Source organism: Streptomyces sp. NPDC005281 (genome assembly GCF_040607495.1).
GTDB lineage: Bacteria > Actinomycetota > Actinomycetes > Streptomycetales > Streptomycetaceae > Streptomyces.
In genome coordinates, this window is record NZ_JBEXGX010000027.1 from 25,673 (window position 1) to 43,764 (window position 18,092).

The 18,092-nt window shown below is 71.6% G+C and carries 16 protein-coding genes; 15 read left to right on the plus strand and 1 reads right to left on the minus strand.

Annotated features, from left to right (window positions below):
• The first annotated feature begins 23 nt into the window (after nucleotides 1–23).
• The 5 genes from ABZV42_RS31030 to ABZV42_RS31050 all read left to right on the plus strand — a co-directional run bounded on the left by ABZV42_RS31030 (nucleotide 24) and on the right by ABZV42_RS31050 (nucleotide 4,772).
• A complete protein-coding gene (locus ABZV42_RS31030) occupies nucleotides 24–461 on the plus strand; it encodes a ribonuclease domain-containing protein (RefSeq protein ID WP_355978411.1) in 438 nt (145 codons plus the stop codon).
• Nucleotides 458–835: a barstar family protein gene (locus tag ABZV42_RS31035; protein WP_355978115.1), complete on the plus strand. Its 378-nt coding sequence runs from the start codon at nucleotides 458–460 to the stop codon at nucleotides 833–835. Before ABZV42_RS31030 ends, ABZV42_RS31035 begins: the two co-directional genes overlap by 4 nt.
• A gap of 107 nt (nucleotides 836–942) precedes the next feature.
• Nucleotides 943–2,385 carry a GuaB1 family IMP dehydrogenase-related protein gene (locus tag ABZV42_RS31040; protein WP_356054722.1) on the plus strand — a complete coding sequence of 481 codons (1,443 nt, stop codon included), beginning with the start codon at nucleotides 943–945 and terminating at the stop codon, nucleotides 2,383–2,385.
• Between the two features lie 412 nt (nucleotides 2,386–2,797).
• Nucleotides 2,798–4,279: an amino acid permease gene (locus ABZV42_RS31045; RefSeq protein ID WP_356054680.1), complete on the plus strand. Its 1,482-nt coding sequence runs from the start codon at nucleotides 2,798–2,800 to the stop codon at nucleotides 4,277–4,279.
• Between the two features lie 40 nt (nucleotides 4,280–4,319).
• Entirely contained in the window at nucleotides 4,320–4,772 is a 453-nt protein-coding gene (locus ABZV42_RS31050; RefSeq protein ID WP_355978110.1) for an Lrp/AsnC family transcriptional regulator, read from the plus strand.
• Nucleotides 4,773–4,951: 179 nt separating this feature from the next.
• Here the strand turns inward: ABZV42_RS31050 and ABZV42_RS31055 are convergent, their stop codons facing one another.
• Nucleotides 4,952–5,692, minus strand: coding sequence for a GntR family transcriptional regulator (locus tag ABZV42_RS31055; protein ID WP_355978108.1), 741 nt, complete (start codon nucleotides 5,690–5,692; stop codon nucleotides 4,952–4,954).
• A 211-nt stretch (nucleotides 5,693–5,903) separates the two neighbouring features.
• Here ABZV42_RS31055 and ABZV42_RS31060 point away from each other — a divergent pair, with 211 nt between their 5' ends.
• From ABZV42_RS31060 to ABZV42_RS31105, 10 genes are all read left to right on the plus strand, one after another.
• Complete coding sequence (locus ABZV42_RS31060; RefSeq protein ID WP_355978105.1) at nucleotides 5,904–7,061, plus strand: extracellular solute-binding protein; 1,158 nt, start codon at nucleotides 5,904–5,906, stop codon at nucleotides 7,059–7,061.
• Nucleotides 7,058–7,966: an ABC transporter permease subunit gene (locus ABZV42_RS31065; protein WP_355978102.1), complete on the plus strand. Its 909-nt coding sequence runs from the start codon at nucleotides 7,058–7,060 to the stop codon at nucleotides 7,964–7,966. The genes ABZV42_RS31060 and ABZV42_RS31065 overlap by 4 nt, the downstream gene beginning before the upstream one ends.
• Nucleotides 7,954–8,772: an ABC transporter permease subunit gene (locus tag ABZV42_RS31070; RefSeq protein WP_355978099.1), complete on the plus strand. Its 819-nt coding sequence runs from the start codon at nucleotides 7,954–7,956 to the stop codon at nucleotides 8,770–8,772. The genes ABZV42_RS31065 and ABZV42_RS31070 overlap by 13 nt, the downstream gene beginning before the upstream one ends.
• 2 nt (nucleotides 8,773–8,774) lie before the next feature.
• Nucleotides 8,775–9,836, plus strand: coding sequence for an ABC transporter ATP-binding protein (locus ABZV42_RS31075; RefSeq protein ID WP_355978097.1), 1,062 nt, complete (start codon nucleotides 8,775–8,777; stop codon nucleotides 9,834–9,836).
• A 413-nt stretch (nucleotides 9,837–10,249) separates the two neighbouring features.
• Nucleotides 10,250–11,743, plus strand: coding sequence for an HAD-IA family hydrolase (locus ABZV42_RS31080; RefSeq protein ID WP_356054724.1), 1,494 nt, complete (start codon nucleotides 10,250–10,252; stop codon nucleotides 11,741–11,743).
• 172 nt (nucleotides 11,744–11,915) lie between these two features.
• Nucleotides 11,916–14,411: a nitrate- and nitrite sensing domain-containing protein gene (locus ABZV42_RS31085; RefSeq protein WP_356054682.1), complete on the plus strand. Its 2,496-nt coding sequence runs from the start codon at nucleotides 11,916–11,918 to the stop codon at nucleotides 14,409–14,411.
• Nucleotides 14,401–14,904, plus strand: coding sequence for a roadblock/LC7 domain-containing protein (locus tag ABZV42_RS31090; protein ID WP_355978092.1), 504 nt, complete (start codon nucleotides 14,401–14,403; stop codon nucleotides 14,902–14,904). Before ABZV42_RS31085 ends, ABZV42_RS31090 begins: the two co-directional genes overlap by 11 nt.
• Nucleotides 14,905–14,950: 46 nt before the next feature.
• Nucleotides 14,951–15,292: a DUF742 domain-containing protein gene (locus ABZV42_RS31095; protein ID WP_355978405.1), complete on the plus strand. Its 342-nt coding sequence runs from the start codon at nucleotides 14,951–14,953 to the stop codon at nucleotides 15,290–15,292.
• Nucleotides 15,293–15,513: 221 nt separating this feature from the next.
• Nucleotides 15,514–16,320, plus strand: a complete 807-nt coding sequence (locus tag ABZV42_RS31100; protein WP_355978090.1) for a carbon-nitrogen hydrolase family protein — start codon at nucleotides 15,514–15,516, stop codon at nucleotides 16,318–16,320.
• Between the two features lie 77 nt (nucleotides 16,321–16,397).
• Nucleotides 16,398–18,092 (plus strand): NAD(P)/FAD-dependent oxidoreductase, encoded by a 1,695-nt coding sequence (locus ABZV42_RS31105; protein ID WP_356054684.1) that lies wholly within the window; start codon nucleotides 16,398–16,400, stop codon nucleotides 18,090–18,092.

The window sequence follows — 18,092 nt, forward strand, 5'->3', positions numbered from 1 at the left end:
ACGGCCGTGGCAGCATCGACGTCATGCTGCTGCGGCCGTCCCCTCGCGCGTTCACGGGCCGCCTGTTCGCGGGACTGCTGGTCTGTCTGACGGTCCTGCTGACGGGCTGCGCGGCCACGGGCACGGCCGCTCCGGGCGACTCCGCGGCGAGCCGCTCCGGGGCGGCACCGTCCTGGGCCGGCGGTCTGCCGGCCGTCCCCGTGGCCGCCCTCCCCGCCGAGGCGCGGGCGACCCTCGCCCTCATCGACCGGGGCGGCCCCTTCCCGTACGCCAAGGACGGCTCCGTCTTCGGCAACTTCGAGCGTGAGCTGCCCGGCCGCACCAGGGGCTACTACCACGAGTACACGGTGCGGACCCCGGGGGAGCGCGACCGGGGCGCCCGGCGCATCGTCACGGGGCAGGGCGGGGAGATCTTCTACACCGACGATCACTACAACTCGTTCAAGGCGGTGCTGAGATGACGCACGGTCCGCTCGCGGCGGTATGCCGTTCGGCCGGGTGGCAGGTCACCGAGCTCGACCTCACCGGGGTGCTCGACAAGGGCGCCTTCATGGCGCGCTGTGTCCGCGACCTCGGCCTGCCGGACTGGTTCGGGCGGAACTGGGACGCGCTCGCCGATGTCCTGGGCGACCCCGACTGGGGACCGGCCAGTCCGGGCAGACTCGTCGTGGTGACCGGCTGGCGCCCCTACGCGCGAAACCGGCCCGACGAGTGGGAGACGGCCCAGATGGTCCTGGAATCCGCCTCCGGTCACTACGAGCAGTTCGACGCCGCTCTGTCGGTCGTCCTCTCCCTTGGAGGATCCGACCAACTGCCCCCTGACCAGCCTGGATGATCTGCCCGGGGACCGCGAACCGGCTGTCATGGGAGAATGAAGTACGTGCTCTTCCCCCTGGCTGACCTGTCCGGGGGCCACCTCTGATCGACTGGGATGTGCAGCACGTGCGTTTCCTCAACGACATCCAGCCCCCGTACGACCTGACGTACGACGACGTCTTCATGGTGCCCAGCCGCTCGGCCGTGGGCTCGCGTCAGGGAGTGGACCTCTCCTCTCCTGACGGCACCGGCACCACCATCCCGCTCGTGGTCGCCAACATGACGGCGATCGCGGGCCGCCGGATGGCCGAGACCGTCGCCCGCCGCGGTGGCCTTGTCGTCATTCCGCAGGACATTCCGATCGACGTCATCACCGAGGTCGTCTCCTGGGTCAAGGGACGCCATCTGGTGCTCGACACCCCGATCGTCCTCGCGCCCCACCAGACCGTCGCAGACGCGCTGGCGCTGCTGCCCAAGCGCGCGCACAACGCGGGCGTCGTCGTCGACGAGGACAGCCGTCCCGTGGGTGTCGTCACCGACACCGACCTGTCCGGTGTGGACCGCTTCACCCAGCTGTCCGAGGTCATGTCCAGGGACCTGCTGCTCCTCGACGCGGACATCGAGCCCGGCGAGGCGTTCAACCGGCTCGACGGCGCCAACCGCCGCTACGCCCCCGCCGTGGACGCGGACGGCAGGCTGGCCGGCATCCTCACCCGCAGGGGCGCCCTGCGGGCCACCTTGTACACGCCGGCCACCGACGCCAAGGGCAGGCTGCGCGTCGCCGCCGCCGTGGGCATCAACGGCGATGTGGCGGGCAAGGCCAAGCAGCTGCTCGACGCGGGCGTCGACACGCTGGTCATCGACACGGCGCACGGCCACCAGGAGTCGATGATCAGCGCCGTCAGGACCGTGCGCGCGCTGGATCCGCAGGTGCCGATCGTCGCGGGCAACATCGTCGCCGCCGAGGGCGTCAAGGACCTGATCGACGCGGGCGCCGACATCATCAAGGTCGGTGTCGGACCGGGCGCGATGTGTACGACCCGCATGATGACCGGTGTCGGCCGGCCGCAGTTCTCCGCGGTCCTGGAGTGCGCCGCCGAGGCGAAGAAGTACGGCAAGCACGTGTGGGCCGACGGCGGTGTCCGCCACCCCCGTGACGTCGCGATGGCGCTGGCCGCCGGTGCGTCGAACGTCATGATCGGCTCGTGGTTCGCGGGCACGTACGAGTCCCCGGGCGACCTCCAGCAGGACGCCGACGGGCGTCTGTACAAGGAGTCGTTCGGCATGGCGTCCGCGCGGGCCGTCAAGAACCGCACCAGCGAGGAGTCCGCGTACGACCGGGCCCGCAAGGCGCTGTTCGAGGAGGGCATCTCCACCTCGCGCATGTTCCTCGACCCGTCCCGTCCGGGCGTCGAGGACCTGATCGACTCGATCATCGCGGGCGTCCGTTCCTCGTGCACCTACGCGGGCGCCAACTCCCTTGAGGAGTTCGCCGAGAACGCGATCGTCGGCATCCAGAGCGCCGCCGGCTACGCCGAGGGCAAGCCCCTGCACGCCAGCTGGAGCTGACCCGCAGCCCTTCCGCCACGGCCCCTGTTCCCCTTCCGGGAGCGGGGGCCGTACGCGTGCACGGTCACGGGTGCGCCCGCTCCACGGGGCCCGGCACGGGGCCCGGCACAGGGCCTGAACCGGGCCCGGAGTACGGCCGCCGTCCGGCCGCGCCCGGGGCTCCTCGCGCGGCCGAAGGTCGCCTTGCGCAACCATCGAACAGCCCTGCGCAACGAACACGCGCCGGGATGCGATGAACGCAACGATCTTGCGGAGATGCGCAAGGTTGCTGCATTACGCCCGTGAAGCCCGAACTCATAGGGTCAAGCGCTGTACACAGGCGTGGCGGGGACCCCGCTCGGCGGGATCCCGGCTGTCAGGGGTGCCGCCGGTTCCCGCCTTCCTCGACCGGCAGCGATGAAGGAGCCAGCGCGTGCTCGACCAAGGCGCACCCCCGCAGTCCCCACCCACGTCCGCCCCGACCGCTCCGGGTCTCGGCGCGCGTCTCATGCGCCGCAAGCCGGTGGAACGCCTGGTGCAGGAGGGCGGGCACGGTGAGGGAGGCTCGCTGCGGCGCTCCCTCGGCCTGTGGCAGCTCACCATGATCAGCATCGGTGCCACGCTCGGCACCGGCATCTTCGTGGTCCTCGGCCAGGCGGTCCCCAAGGCCGGACCCGCGGTCACCCTGTCCTTCGTGATCGCCGGTGTCACGGCGCTCTTCTCCGCGCTCTCCTACGCCGAGCTGGCCGGCACCATTCCGGTGGCCGGCTCCTCGTACTCGTACGCGTACGCGACGATGGGCGAACTGATCGCCTGGATCTGTGGCTGGTGCCTGGTCCTGGAGTACGGCGTCTCGGTCGCGGCCGTCGCGGTCGGCTGGGGCGAGTACCTGAACGAACTGCTCGACGGCACCATCGGCGTCACCATTCCGGACGCGCTCTCCGCGCCGCCCGGTGACGGGGGCGTGTTCAACCTGCCCGCGCTCATCGTCGTCCTGCTCGCGATGGCCTTCCTGCTCGGCGGAGCGCGGGAGTCGGCACGCGCCAACACCATCATGGTGACCGTGAAGATCGCCGCGCTCGTGCTGTTCTGCGCGATCGGGGTCCAGGGCCTGCGCTCCGGCAACTACGAGCACTTCATGCCGCTCGGCATGGCGGGCGTCAGCGCGGCCGGTGCCACCCTGTTCTTCTCCTACATCGGCTTCGACGCCGCCTCCACCGCCGGTGAGGAGGCCAAGGACCCGCAGCGCGACCTGCCCCGCGCGATCATGCTCTCGCTGGTCATCGTGACCGCTCTCTACGTCCTCGTCGCGGCCGTCGCCGTCGGAGCGAAGCCCTGGCAGCAGTTCGGCGACGCGCATGCCGCGCTCGCGGAGATCATGAAGGAAGTCACCGGACAGACCTTCTGGGGCACCCTGCTCGCCGGCTGCGCCGTCATCGCCATCGCGAGTGTCGTGCTGACCGTGCTGTACGGCCAGACCCGCATCCTGTTCGCCATGGCCCGGGACGGCCTGGCGCCCAAGGTGTTCGCCCGGGTGCACCCGAAGAGCGGCACGCCCCGCGCCAACACCGTCATCGTGTCGCTGTTCTGCGGTGTCCTCGCCGCCGCGATCCCGCTCGGCCAGCTCGCCGACGCCACCAGCATCGGCACGCTGTTCGCCTTCGCGCTGGTCAACATCGCCGTCGTCTTGCTGCGCCGGACGCGCCCGGCCATGCGCCGGACGTTCCGGGTTCCCCTCTCGCCGGTGCTGCCCGCGATCGGCTTCCTGCTGTGTCTGTGGATGATGGCCAGTCTCTCCGCCGTCACCTGGGTCGTGTTCGGCGTCTGGATGGCCGTCGGGCTCGTGTTCTACTTCAGTTACGGCTTCCGCCGGTCCCGGCTGGCGGCCGTGGAACCCGACGCCGGGCAACCGTAGAACTCCTCGGAACTCCTCGCAGAAAAGTGAACCACCCGCAGTGCTGAACGATCTCGACGAACGCATCGTGCACGCCCTCGCCGAGGACGCCCGCCGCTCCTACTCGGACATCGGGCAACTGGTCGGCCTGTCCGCGCCCGCCGTGAAGCGGCGGGTCGACCGGCTGCGGGCCACCGGGGCCATCACCGGGTTCACCGTACGGGTGGACCCGGCGGCACTCGGCTGGGAGACGGAGGGCTTCGTCGAGATCTACTGCCGCCGGAACACCTCGCCCGAGACCATCCAGCGCGGCCTGGAGCGGTATCAGGAGGTCGTGGCCGCCTCCACCGTCACCGGGGAGGCGGACGCGGTGGTACAGGTCTTCGCCTCGGACATGCGGCACTTCGAGCGGGTCCTCGAACGGATCGCGGGGGAGCCGTTCGTGGAGCGGACGAAGTCCGTTCTGGTGCTCTCGCCGCTCCTGCGCAGGTTCTCGTCAGGGTCGCCGACGTGACATCGGCACCCCCATGACAGCCTGCGCCCCAGGGGGAGGGGACTGTGTCCGTGCGCGGCTGCGGGCCCGTTGTGGCCTGTCGCGCGGTTCCCCGCGCCCCTGACGGGCGCTCCGGTGTCCGGCGTCGGATCGGGAGCCCGTCGTGCCCACGGCGGGGCGCTTCGCAGCCCGTCGGGGGCCTACTCCGCCGTCTTCCTCGCCAGGGCGTTGTTGCCGATCGAGTTGTGGACGCTGAAGCTCACGGCGTCCGAGCGGTAGCGGTCGTCGGACCATTCCACCGGGCGGCCCTCGCGGGTGGTGGTGACGCGGCGGACGCGCAGCAGGGGACTGGTGCGGCGGACTCCGAGGAGGTCGGCGTCCTGGGCGCCCGCCGCGACCGCGTCGATCACGTGCTCCCCGTACGCGAAGACCAGTCCGGTGTCCTCGAAGAGCCGCTGGGTGACGGAGGGGCACCCGGGCTCGATCGCCGCGACGGCGGGGGAGATCCAGTCCGCGTACACCGTGCGCTCCAGCAGCACCGGTTCGCCGTCCAGTCCGCGCACCCGCAGTACATGCAACACCGGTGTCTTCTCACCGAGTTGGAGGCGCACGGCGTCCTCCGCGGTGGCCGGGCGGTACTCCTGGGACACCACGTGTCCGGTCGCCTCGCGCCCCATCGCCCGCGCCCACTGCGCGAAACTGCGCAGTTCGGCGAAGCTCTGGCTGCGACGCCCGGCGAGGACCACGCGCCGGGCGCCCTGACGTGATCCGATGAGTCCCTCGGCGGTCAGGGCCGCGACGGCCTGGCGGATCGTGCCGCGCGAGACTCCGTAATGGGCCGCGAGGTCGGTCTCCGCCGGCAGCAGACTGCCCACGGTGTACTCATCGCGGTCGATCGCCCGCCGCAGTTCCTCGGCGATCTCCTCGTGTCGCGCCGTCATTCTTCCCCTCTGGTCCGACCTCTGTGCACAGCCTGATCAGCCTAATCGACATCGCACGGTGATCCGCGTCGGCCGGGATTGTGCAGGGAATAGGGGGCTGGGGTTTCACCGACGTTCATGGACAGGACACCATCGCCGGGCCTACTGGGGCCAACTTGTTCAGACAAGTTCTCTGTACCACCCCACCCTCGTGCGTCACCCTGGAGAGACCGTGACCGTGTTCCTGCCGAGGACCGCCCTCCTCACCGGCGGCCTCGCCGTCGCCGCAGCGCTCACCCTGAGCGCCTGCGGCGCCGCTCCCGACGACAAGGCGACCACCGCCGACGGCAAGAGCGCGGCCACCGCGACCTCCGCCGCGGACTTCGGCGGTCTCGACGCCCTGGCCAAGGCCGCCAAGAAGGAGGGCACGCTGCACGCGATCGCCCTCCCCCGCGACTGGGCCAACTACGGCGCCCTCATCGACGGCTTCACCAAGAAGTACGGCATCAAGATCCAGGTCGAGAGCCCGGACGGCTCCAGCCAGGACGAGATCAACGCCGTCACCTCGCGCAAGGGCCAGGACCGCACCCCCGACGTCCTCGACCTCGGCAGCTCCTTCGCGCTGAGCGCGGCCCAGCAGGGACTGCTCGCCCCGTACAAGGTGGCGGCCTTCGGCGACCTCCCCGAGGGCCAGAAGGACGCGGCCGGCCGCTGGTTCAACGACTACGGCGGCTACATCTCCATCGGCTGCGACGCCAAGAGGGTCAAGGAGTGCCCGACGACCTTCAAGGACCTGCTCAAGCCGCAGTACAAGGGCCAGGTCGCGCTCAACGGCAACCCCACCAAGTCCGGTTCGGCCTTCGGCGGCGTGTACGCGGCCTCGCTCGCGAGCGGCGGCTCCTTCGACGACATCCAGCCCGGCCTCGACTTCTTCGCGAAGCTGAAGAAGAACGGCAACTACACGCCCGTCGAGTCGACCCCGGCCACCGTCGAGAAGGGCGAGACGCCCATCAGCATCGACTGGGACTACCTGAACGCCGGATACGCCGACGAGTTCAAATCCAAGGGCGTCGACTGGAAGGTCGCCGTACCGGGCGACGGCCAGTTCTCGCAGTTCTACTCCCAGGCCGTCAACAAGGACGCCCCGCACCCGGCGGCCGCCCGCCTGTGGCAGGAGTACCTCTACAGCCCCGAGGGCCAGAACCTCTGGCTCAAGGGGTACGCCCGCCCGGCCCTGATGACCGCCATGGAGAAGGCCGGCACGCTCGACAAGACCGCCGCCGCCAAGCTCCCCGCGGTCTCGGGCACCCCGAGCTTCCCGACCGAGGCCCAGCAGAGCAAGGCCAAGACCGTGCTCGCCCAGGGCTGGGGCAAGGCCGTCTCCGGATGACCACCGCTCTCACCGAGGCCCCGGCCGACGTGGCCCCCGCCGCTGCCCACCGGCAGCGGCGGGGCCGCCGCACCACCGGCCCGCTCGCCGTCCTCCCGTTGCTCGTCTTCACGGCGATCTCCTTCGGCGTCCCCGCGCTCGCCATGCTGAACGGCGCCTTCACCGTCAAGGACCAGACAACCGGCGTCAGTTCGTACACGACGGCCAACCTGACCGGCTCGTTCCAGGGCGCGTACCTGACCGCCCTGATCGGCAGCGTCAAGCTGTCCGCCGTCTCCGCGGGCCTCGCGACCGTCCTCGGACTGCCGCTCGCCCAGGCCGTGGTGACCTCCCGCTTCCGCGCGCTGCGCGAGGCCGTGCTCACCGCGTCCGGGGTCCTCGCCAACTTCGGCGGGGTCCCGCTGGCCTTCGCGTTCGTCGCCACCCTCGGCAACTCCGGTGTACTGACACGGCACTTGAGCCTCACCGACCGGGGCTGGAACCTGTACAGCTTCTGGGGCCTGGTCGTCGTCTACCTGTACTTCCTGATCCCGCTCATGGTCCTCACCATCACGCCCGCCCTCGACGGCCTGCGCTCCCAGTGGCGCGAGGCGGCGCGGAACAACGGCGCGACCACCGTCCAGTACTGGCGGCACGTGGCCCTGCCCGTCCTCGCGCCCTCGCTCCTCGGCGGACTCGTGCTCCTCTTCGGCAGCGCCTTCGCCGCGTACGCCACCGCCGCCGCCATGGTGGGCAGCGCGGTGCCGCTGGTCACCCTCCAGATCGCCGACGCCATCTCCGGCAACGTGCTGGTCGGCCAGGAGAACGTGGCGCTCGCCCTCAGCCTCGACATGGTCCTCATCGCGGGCCTGGTCATGGCCGTGTACCTGCCCCTGCAACGACGGAGCGCGCGATGGCTCGCCTGAACCTGTGGCGCTGGGTGGTCCTCGCCCTCGCCGCGCTGTACTTCCTGGTGCCCATGGCCGCGTCCGTGATCTTCACGGTCGACGTGCCCGGGCAGGGCGTCACCTTCGACGCCTACAGCCGGATCGCGTCCGCCGACGGCTTCGTCGCCAGCCTCCTGCTCTCGCTGGAACTCGCCGCCGCGACCATCGCCGTGGTGCTGCTCCTGATGGTGCCCGCCATGGTCGCGCTGCGGCTCGGCTCGCCCCGGCTGCGTCCTGTCGTCGAGGTGGTGTGCTCGCTGCCGCTGGTCGTCCCGCCGATCGCGTTCGTCGCCGGCATCGCCACCGTCCTGAAGTGGGGGCCCGAACACCTCTCGCGCACCCCGCTGTTCCAGACGTTCGTGGCCATCCAGGAACCGGACTTCCCGGTCGTCCTCGTCCTCGCCTACGTCGTGATGGCGCTGCCCTTCGTGTACCGGGCCCTGGACGCGGGACTGCGCGCCGTCGACGTGCGCACCCTCGTCGAGGCGGCCCGAAGCTGCGGCGCGAGCCTGCCGCAGGCCCTCGTGCGCGCGGTGCTGCCCAATCTGCGCGGCGCGCTGCTCAACGCCTCCTTCCTCACCCTGGCCCTGGTGCTCGGCGAGTTCACGGTCGCGAGCCTGCTCGGCTACCAGCCGTTCGCCGTGTGGATCTACGCCGTCGGCGGCTCGCAGGCCCAGATGTCCGTCGCCGTCTCCGTGCTCAGCCTGTTCCTCACCTGGGCACTGCTCCTCGCGCTCGCCGTCTTCGGCGGCCGCTCCCGTACCGCTTCCGCCTCCCGGGGATGAACATGACCACCGCCACGCTCGACAAGGCCGCCACCGTCGAATTCCGGGGACTCCGGCGCGAGTTCGGCCCGACCGTCGCTCTCGACGGCCTGGACCTCACCGTCCGGCCCGGTGAACTCCTCGCCCTGCTCGGCCCCTCCGGCTGCGGCAAGACGACCGCGCTGCGCATGCTCGCCGGGTTCGAACACCCTGATTCCGGCGAGGTGCTGGTCGACGGAGAGGACATCACCCGGGTTCCGGCGCACCGCCGCGACGCCGGAATGGTCTTCCAGTCGTACAGCCTCTTCCCGCATCTGAACGCCCTGGACAACGTGGCCTTCGGACTGCGGATGCGCAAGGTGCGTTCGGCCGAACGGCGTTTCCGCGCGGGCGAGTTGCTCGATCTCGTGGGCCTCGGTGACAAGAGCGAGCGGTTCCCGCACCAGCTCTCCGGCGGTCAGCAGCAGCGGGTCGCGCTGGCCCGCGCTCTCGCGCTGCGGCCCCGCGTCCTGCTGCTCGACGAGCCGCTCTCCGCACTCGACGCCAAGGTGCGGCTCTCGCTGCGCGAGGAGATCCGCCGGCTCCAGCTGGAACTCGGCATCACCACCCTGTTCGTGACCCACGACCAGGAAGAGGCGTTGTCCATGGCGGACCGGGTCGCGGTGATGCGTGCCGGACGGCTCGAACAGTGCGCGTCGCCGGCCGAGTTGTACGGGCGTCCCGCCACCGCCTTCGTCGCCGAGTTCGTGGGCACGATGAGCCGGATCCCGGGGACCCTCGACGGCGACCGGGTCGAAGTCCTCGGCCGACGGCTGCCGGTGGACGGGGACGCACCCGTACCGGGGGAGGTGGACGTGCTGGTTCGGCCGGAGGCGGTCCGGGTGAGCGCCGACGACGCCGGTGACGCACGGGTCGTGGCCACCGCGTTCCTCGGCGCCGCCACCCGGGTGACCGTGCGGCTCGCCGACGGCACCGAGGTCAAGGCCGACCTGCCCACGCACGAGGCCGCGGCGCTCGCGTCGGGTGCGGCGGTGACCGTCACCCTGCCGGACCGTCCGGTTCTGGTCGCCGAGCGCCCGAGCTGAGAAGCCCCGGGCGCGACCGCTGGCCCCGGCGCGACCCCCGGCTCCGGTGCCACTCCTGGCCCCGGGCCGCGCGTGCCGCCCGGACCGACGGTGGCCGTGCGAGGTGCCACCGTCGCCCTGCACACAACCGATGTTCGCCCCCTCCGCCCCTACCCGTCCCGTACCTGGGGCTCCGCCCAGACCCCGCTCCTCAAACGCCGGAGGGGCTGTGATTGCCCCAGGTCCTCAAGGGCCGGAGGGGCTGTAAGGGCCCCGCTCCTCAAGCGCGGGAGGGGCTCTAATCGCCGCCGCTCCTCGAAGGCCGGAGGGGCTGAAATCCGCCCCCGCTCCTCGAATGCCGGAGGGGCTGTGATTGCCCCCGTTCCTCGAACGTCGGGGGCCGGAATCTCCGGATCCCCCCACCGAAGAAAGAGATCACCGTGACCCACCGCACCACCGCCCGGCTTCCCCTCCAGGCCGTCCTGTTCGACATGGACGGCACGCTCGTGGACACCGAGCGGCTGTGGTGGGAGGCGGTGGAGGAGGTGGCCGACGGGCTCGGGCACGTGCTGACGGGGGCCGATCAGCCGCATGTCCTCGGACGCCCCGTCGAGCACACCGCCGCCTGGCTGGCCGGTGTCACCGGCGCACCGGCGGAGGGAACCGCCGCCGAACTGCACCGGCAGTTCGCGGACCGGGTCCGCACCGGCATCGTGCCGCGCCCCGGGGCGAGGGAACTGCTCCGGGCGCTCGCCCGTGAACGCGTGCCCACGGCCCTGGTGACCGCCTCCCCGCGCTCGGTCGCCGACACCGTTCTGGAAGCACTCGGGGCCGACCACTTCGCCGTCTCCGTCACCGCCGACGACACAGGGCGCACGAAGCCCGCCCCCGACCCCTACCTCGCCGCCTGCCGCGCCCTCGGCGTCGACCCCGCCGCCTGTGTCGCCGTCGAGGACACCCAGACCGGCGTCACCTCGGCCGAGTCGGCCGGCTGTGCCGTCCTCGCGGTGCCCTCGCTCGCGCCGATCGCGCCCGCGGCCGGCCGCACCGTGCTCGGCAGCCTGGAAGGAGTGACCCCGGCCCGGCTGCGGGCCATGGTCGCCCCGGGCGAACTGCGGGTGATGAGCTGGAACCTCTGGCTCGGCGGCACCGAGGTCGACGGGTACCGCGAGAAGCAGCTCGAGGTCATCACCGAGACCGGGGCGGACGTGGTCGGGCTCCAGGAGACGAACGGGAACGCGGCGCGGGAACTCGCCGACGCCCTCGGCTGGTACCACCACCAGGCGGGCGACAACCTCGGCGTCGTCAGCCGCCACCCCGTCACCGCCCGGCTCGGCGACCCGGACGTCGGCTTCTACGGGGGCACCGGAGTCCGGATCGAACTGGACGGCGGGCAGCGGGTGGACGTCTGGAGCGTGCACCTCGACTGCGCGCCGTACGGCCCCTACGAGGCCCGCTTCGACGGACTTCCCGAGGCCGCACTGATCGCGCACGAGAGCGGTCGGCTCGCCCGGATGCGGGAGATCCTGCGACGGATCGCCGACACCCGCGACGAGTCCGTTCCGGTGGTCCTGACCGGCGACTTCAACGTGCCCTCGCACCTGGACTGGCCGGACGTCGCCTGGCCGGTGACCCGGGCCGCCGAGGAGGCGGGCCTGCGCGACTCCTACCGGGAGGCCCACCCCGACCCGGTACGGGACCCCGGACACACCTGGTCGCCCGTGCACGCCGAGCACGAGGACGGCAGCGGGCGCCCGGAGCCGCAGGACCGGATCGACTTCGTGCTGCACCGGGGCCTGAGCGTCCTGGACTCCCGCACGCTGGTCCGCGGCACCCCGCGGCCCTGGCCGGAGGTCGCGGACAACGAGTGGCCCTCCGACCACGCCGCGGTCCTCACCGTCTTCGCCCTGCCCCACGGGGCCCGATGAGGGCAACAGGGCCGTGGCGTGCGGGTCGGTTGAACGATGAGTCAGTCCGGACCATTGCGGTCCGGGCAGGCCATCGACTACTTTGAGCCGCGAATCGCTACCCGCGAGTAACTGCCGATGGGTCACCGAACGTCACCCGGCCGTCCGACCGTCCCGTCGTCCTGGGGAGACCATGCGCTGGCCCTTCGGCCGTACGCCCACGGTCCGTTCGCGGATCGTGGCCCTCTCGATCGCTCCCGTGGTCGCCCTGATGACGCTGTGGAGTTTCGCCATGGTGTCCGTCACCGGCGAACTGCGCGCGCTGGTCCGCCTCCAGGGCGTCTACAACGACTTCGGCACCCCGGTCGACACCGCGATCGGTCAGATCCAGATAGAACGGCGCCTCGCCGCCGCGTACCTGGGCGCCCGGCAGGGGACGCGGCCCGGCGTCGAACTGCTGGCACAGGAGCGGCGCACCGACCGTGCCGTGACCGCGATGCGCGCGGCGGTACGGGACGGGGACCGCAGCCGGCTCTCCGGTCACCAGCGGCAGGTGCTCGACGGCATGCTCCACGCCGTCGACGGACTGGAGGGCCTGCGCGACCGGGTGCTGTCCCACACCGTCACCTGGGACCGCGCCGTGGCCGAATACAGCGCCCTCGTGGAACCGGGATTCGACGTCGAGTCCGCGCTCACGGCGCTCCAGGCGGGACAGCTGGCCCGTGAGGCGCAGGTCGTCGTCGAGCTGGTGCGGGTACGGGACTTCGTGTCGCGCGAGGACGCGCTGGTCGCCGGCGCGCGGGCCGCCGGCACGCTCACCGACCGCCAGTACGACACCCTGACCGCGACCATCGAGGACCGCCGGGTCTTCGAACGGACCTATGTGCCCGACCTGCCGGCCGACTCGCGCGCCCTCTTCGAGTCCTTCCGGCGTGAGGATCTCCACCAAGACCTGACCCGGGACGAGGACTCCCTGCTCCGGGCGGGCGCGCACGGGGCGGGTGAGGCCGTCGCGGCCGGCTCCTGGCGCACCACCACCGACCGCGCCGTCAAGCGGTACATGCGGCTGTGCAGCCAGGCCGCGATCAACTCCGCCGCGCGCGGGCGGACGTTCGCCTACGGGGAGCTCACCAGGGCCGCGATCGTGGGTGTCCTGGGACTGGCCGCCGTCGGACTGTCCCTCTGGCTCTCGGTGCGCGGCGCCCGGCGCATCTCGCGCCGGCTGGAATCGCTGCGCGACGCGGCGGATCTATTGACGAACCGTCAGCTGCCGCAGGTCATGGAGCGGTTGAGCGCCGGTGAAGAGGTCGACGCGGCCGCCGAGGCGCCGCCGCTCGCGGACGTGGAGGCGGTGGCCGACGAGATCGGCCAGGTCGGCCGGTCCTTCAACACCGCCCGGCTCGCCGCCGTCGAGGCCGCCGTCAAGCAGGCCACCCTGCGCCGCGGGCTGTTCGCGGTGCTCCTGAACATCGCCCGCCGCAACCAGGCGCTCGTCCACCGCCAGCTCAAGCTGGTCGACACGCTGGAGCGCCGTACCGACGACCCGGACGTCCTGGACGACCTGTTCCGGATCGACCACCTCACCACCCGCATGCGGCGCCACGCGGAGAGCCTGATCATCCTCTCCGGCTCGGCCCCGGGCCGCCGCTGGCGACGGCCCGTTCCGGTCGCGGAGGTGGTGTCCTCGGCGGTCGGCGAGATCGAGCAGTACGCGCGTGTCGTGGTCCCGCCGATGCCCGAGGTGGGCGTCGCGGCGGACGCCGTCGCCGACATCGTCCATCTGATCGCCGAACTCGTCGAGAACGCCACCGTGTTCTCACCGCCCCGCACCCAGGTCACCCTTCGCACCGGGCGGGCCGGGAGCGGGTTCGTCCTGGAGATCGACGACCGGGGCCTCGGCCTCGCACCCGACCAGATCGACGAGGCCCACCGCACCCTCACCACGCCGGAGGACTTCGACCCGACCCGGCACGACCGGCTCGGGCTGTACGTGGTCGGCCGGCTCGCGGCACGGCACGGCATCAAGGTCACGCTGTGCCGCTCACCGTACGGCGGTACGACGGCGGTCGTGCTGCTGCCGGAGGCGGTTCTCGCGCCGGTGGAGGGCACGCACCCGCCGGTGGCGGCGGACATGTCCTTGGCGGCGCTGCCCTCGCGGACCGCCACCGCGGTCCTGCCGGGGCAGCGGAGGGCATCCGCGGAGGAGGGGGCCGGCTCCGAGCCGCCGGAGAGCGCGGCCCCGGAAGCGCCCGTGCTGCCGACCCGGGTACGTCAGCGGGCCCTCGCCCCGGAGCTGCGCGCCGCGGCACCGGTGGCCGACGAGACGCCGGAGCGTGCGATCACGCCGGAGGAGATGCGCGCGGTCTTCGGAGCCTTTCAGCGCGGCCTCACCCGAGGCCGCAAGGGCCTGCCCACACAGCCGGGACCGGACGGATCCGGCTCTGCGCAGTCAGGACCGGGTCGGTCCGGCTCTGAGCGGCCGGGGCCGAGTGGCTCTGGGCCTGTGGAGTCGGGACTGGACGGGTCCGGCTCCGAGCGGCCGGGGCCGGATGGGTCCGGCTCCGCGTCGCCGGGACCGAGTGGGTCCGGGTTCGCTCGGCCCGGGCCGAACGCGTCCGGCTCCGTGCAGGCCGGTTCCGGGCGGCGAATCGACACCGAGGAAGGGACGGACGTCCACGATGCGCCCTGACCAGCTCCCTGAGCACACCGCCCGGACCATCGAGGCCCGGCACCCGGATCCGGCGGGCGGCGCCCTCGGGACCGGGGACGACGCCGACCGGCCGGGCACCGATCTCGGCTGGCTGCTCGACGATCTCGTGGCCAGGACCGACCACGTCCGCCAGGCCGTGCTCCTGACCGCCGACGGCCTCCCGCTGAGCTGTTCGGACGGCATGCGCAGACGGGACATCGAACACCTGGCCGCGGTCTGCTCGGGCTTCCACAGCCTGGCCCGCTCGGTCGGCGAGCGCTTCGCCGCGGGCGGGGTGCGCCAGACCATGGTGATGCTCGACGACGCGTACCTCTTCATCACCCCCGCGGGCGACGGAAGCCGGCTCGCCGTGCTCAGCGAGGTGCAGACGGACGTCGGACAGCTCGCCCACGAGATGGAACTGCTCGTCCGCCGCGTCGGCCGCCACATGGCCGCCGCCGTACGTTCGGCGGCCGACCCCGCGGGCCACTGATCCGGCTGTGACCGACGAGCACTGGTACGAGGACGAGACCGGGCCGATGGTGCGGCCCTACACCGTCACCGGGGGCCGGACGCGCCCCTCGGACCGGCACGTCATCGACCTGATGTCCCGGGTCACGGTCCTGGAGACGGACGCCGGGCGGCCGGGTGTGGACCACGCGGCGGCCGCGCTGCTCGACCTGGCCCGCCGCGGCCCCCGGCCGGTCGTGGAGCTCGCCGCGGACGCCGACCTGCCGCTGACCGTCGTACGCGTCCTGCTCGGAGACCTGGCCGAGGCGGGCCTGCTGACCATCGACGAGCCGTACCGCCCTCCGGGCGGCTCTCCCGCGGCCGACCCCGAACTGCTCCGCGAGATCGTGGACCGCCTGCGCGAGCTGTGACCGCCGGGAGGTCCCCCGAACCCGCCTGTGACCTGCGTCTCCAGGTGATCGGGGGCTGTCCGGGTGCCTGCGGCGGGGTGCGCAACGAATCGCCGCCGGGGGCGGGGTGCGCGCAATGAATCGTTCAGTGGCGCGCAACGGGTCCTTCTTGTCCCCCCGAGCCGGCCGACCGTACCGTCTATGTGACCCCCCGAACCCCCTCGTACCGGTGGAGAACCCGCATGCGCACAGCCCTGCTCCAGAGCTCCGGCCGCCCCGGCTCGGTCGTCGAGAACCTCAAGGTGCTCGACGAGGCCGCGGGCCGCGCCGCCGCGGCGGGGGCCGGGCTGGTCGTGACGTCGGAGATGTTCCTGACCGGCTACGCCATCGGCGACGACATCGCACGCCTCGCCGAGCCCGCCGACGGCGACTCCGCCGACGCGGTGGCCGAGATCGCCACCCGGCACGGCGTCGCCGTCGCCTACGGATACCCCGAGCGCGAGGAGCCAGGGGCCGAAGGCGGAGCGCGGGTCTTCAACTCCGTGCAACTGATCTCCGCGGCCGGCACCCGACTCGCGAACTACCGCAAGACCCACCTCTTCGGCTGCTTCGAGCACGACCACTTCACGCCCGGCGAGCAGTCCGTCGTGCAGGCGGACCTGGACGGTCTGCGGGTCGGCCTCATGATCTGCTACGACGTCGAGTTCCCGGAGAACGTCCGCGCGCACGCCCTCGCCGGCACCGACCTGCTGCTCGTGCCCACCGCGCAGATGCACCCGTTCCAGTTCGTCGCCGAATCCGTCGTGCCGGTGCGCGCCTTCGAGAACCAGATGTACGTCGCCTACGTCAACCGCACCGGTCCGGAAGGGGAGTTCGAGTTCGTCGGACTGTCCACGCTGGCAGGCCCCGACGGCGTCGCCCGCGCCCGCGCCGGCCGCGGCGAGGAACTGGTCCTGGCGGACGCCGACCCCGTGTTCCTCGCGGCCTCGCGCGAGACGAACCCGTATCTGAAGGACCGCCGCCCCGGCCTCTACGGGTCCCTCGTCTGATCTTCGGCCCGGCCCGACCCCCGGCCGGTCCGACAAGCCTTCCCCTCACCAGTTTCCGCGCAAGGAGTCCGTACCCCATGACGTCCACCGTGCCCAACGCCGTCCAGCACGCCGACGTGCAGCAGCCGCCGATCACCATGTTCGGCCCGGACTTCCCCTACGCCTACGACGACTTCCTCGCGCACCCCGCGGGCCTCGGGCAGATACCCGCGACCGAGCACGGCACCGAGGTCGCGGTCATCGGCGGCGGACTGTCCGGCATCGTGGCGGCGTACGAGCTCATGAAGATGGGTCTCAAGCCCGTCGTGTACGAGGCCGACGAGATCGGCGGCCGACTGCGCACGGTCGGCTTCGAGGGCTGTGACCCCTCACTGACCGCCGAGATGGGCGCGATGCGCTTCCCGCCGTCCTCCACGGCCCTCCAGCACTACATCGACCTGGTGGACCTCGAGACCCGGCCGTTCCCCAACCCCCTCGCTGAGTGCACGCCTTCGACGGTGGTCGACCTCAAGGGCGAGTCGCACTACGCCACTTCCGTCGACGACCTGCCGCAGGTCTACCGCGACGTGATGAACGCCTGGAACGCCTGTCTGGAGGACGGCGCCGACTTCTCCGACATGAACCAGGCGATGCGGGAGCGCGATGTGCCGCGCATCCGGGAGATCTGGTCGAAGCTCGTCGAGAAGCTCGACAACCAGACGTTCTACGGCTTCCTCTGCGAGTCGGAGTCCTTCAAGTCCTTCCGGCACCGCGAGATCTTCGGCCAGGTCGGCTTCGGTACCGGCGGCTGGGACACCGACTTCCCGAACTCCATCCTGGAGATCCTGCGCGTCGTCTACACCGAGGCGGACGACCACCACCGCGGCATCGTCGGCGGCTCCCAGCAGCTCCCGCTGCGGCTGTGGGAGCGTGAGCCGCAGAAGATCGTCCACTGGGGTTACGGCACCTCGCTGTCGTCGCTGCACGACGGCGCCCCGCGCCCGGCCGTCACCCGGCTGAACCGGACGTCCGGCAACCGGATCACCGTGACGGACGCGAACGGCGACATCCGCACCTTCAAGGCGGCGATCTTCACCGGGCAGTCCTGGCTGCTGCTGTCGAAGATCGCCTGCGACGACGCGCTCTTCCCGATCGACCACTGGACGGCGATGGAGCGCACCCACTACATGGAGTCGAGCAAGCTCTTCGTCCCCGTGGACCGGCCGTTCTGGCTGGACAAGGACGAGACGACGGGCCGGGACGTCATGTCGATGACGCTCACCGACCGCATGACGCGCGGGACCTACCTCCTCGACGAGGGCCCGGACAAGCCCGCCGTCATCTGTCTCTCGTACACGTGGTGCGACGACAGCCTGAAGTGGCTGCCGCTGTCCGCGAACGAGCGGATGGAGGTCATGCTGAAGTCGCTCGGCGAGATCTACCCGAAGGTCGACATCCGAGGGCACATCATCGGCAACCCGGTGACCGTGTCCTGGGAGAACGAGCCCTACTTCATGGGCGCGTTCAAGGCCAACCTGCCGGGTCACTACCGCTACCAGCGGCGCCTGTTCACGCACTTCATGCAGGACACGCTGCCCGAGGACAAGCGCGGCATCTTCCTCGCGGGCGACGACATCTCCTGGACGGCCGGCTGGGCCGAGGGCGCCGTCCAGACCGCGCTGAACGCGGTCTGGGGCGTCATGCACCAGCTCGGCGGGACGACCGACCCGACCAACCCCGGGCCCGGCGACGTCTACGACGAGATCGCGCCGGTGGAACTGCCCGAGGACTGA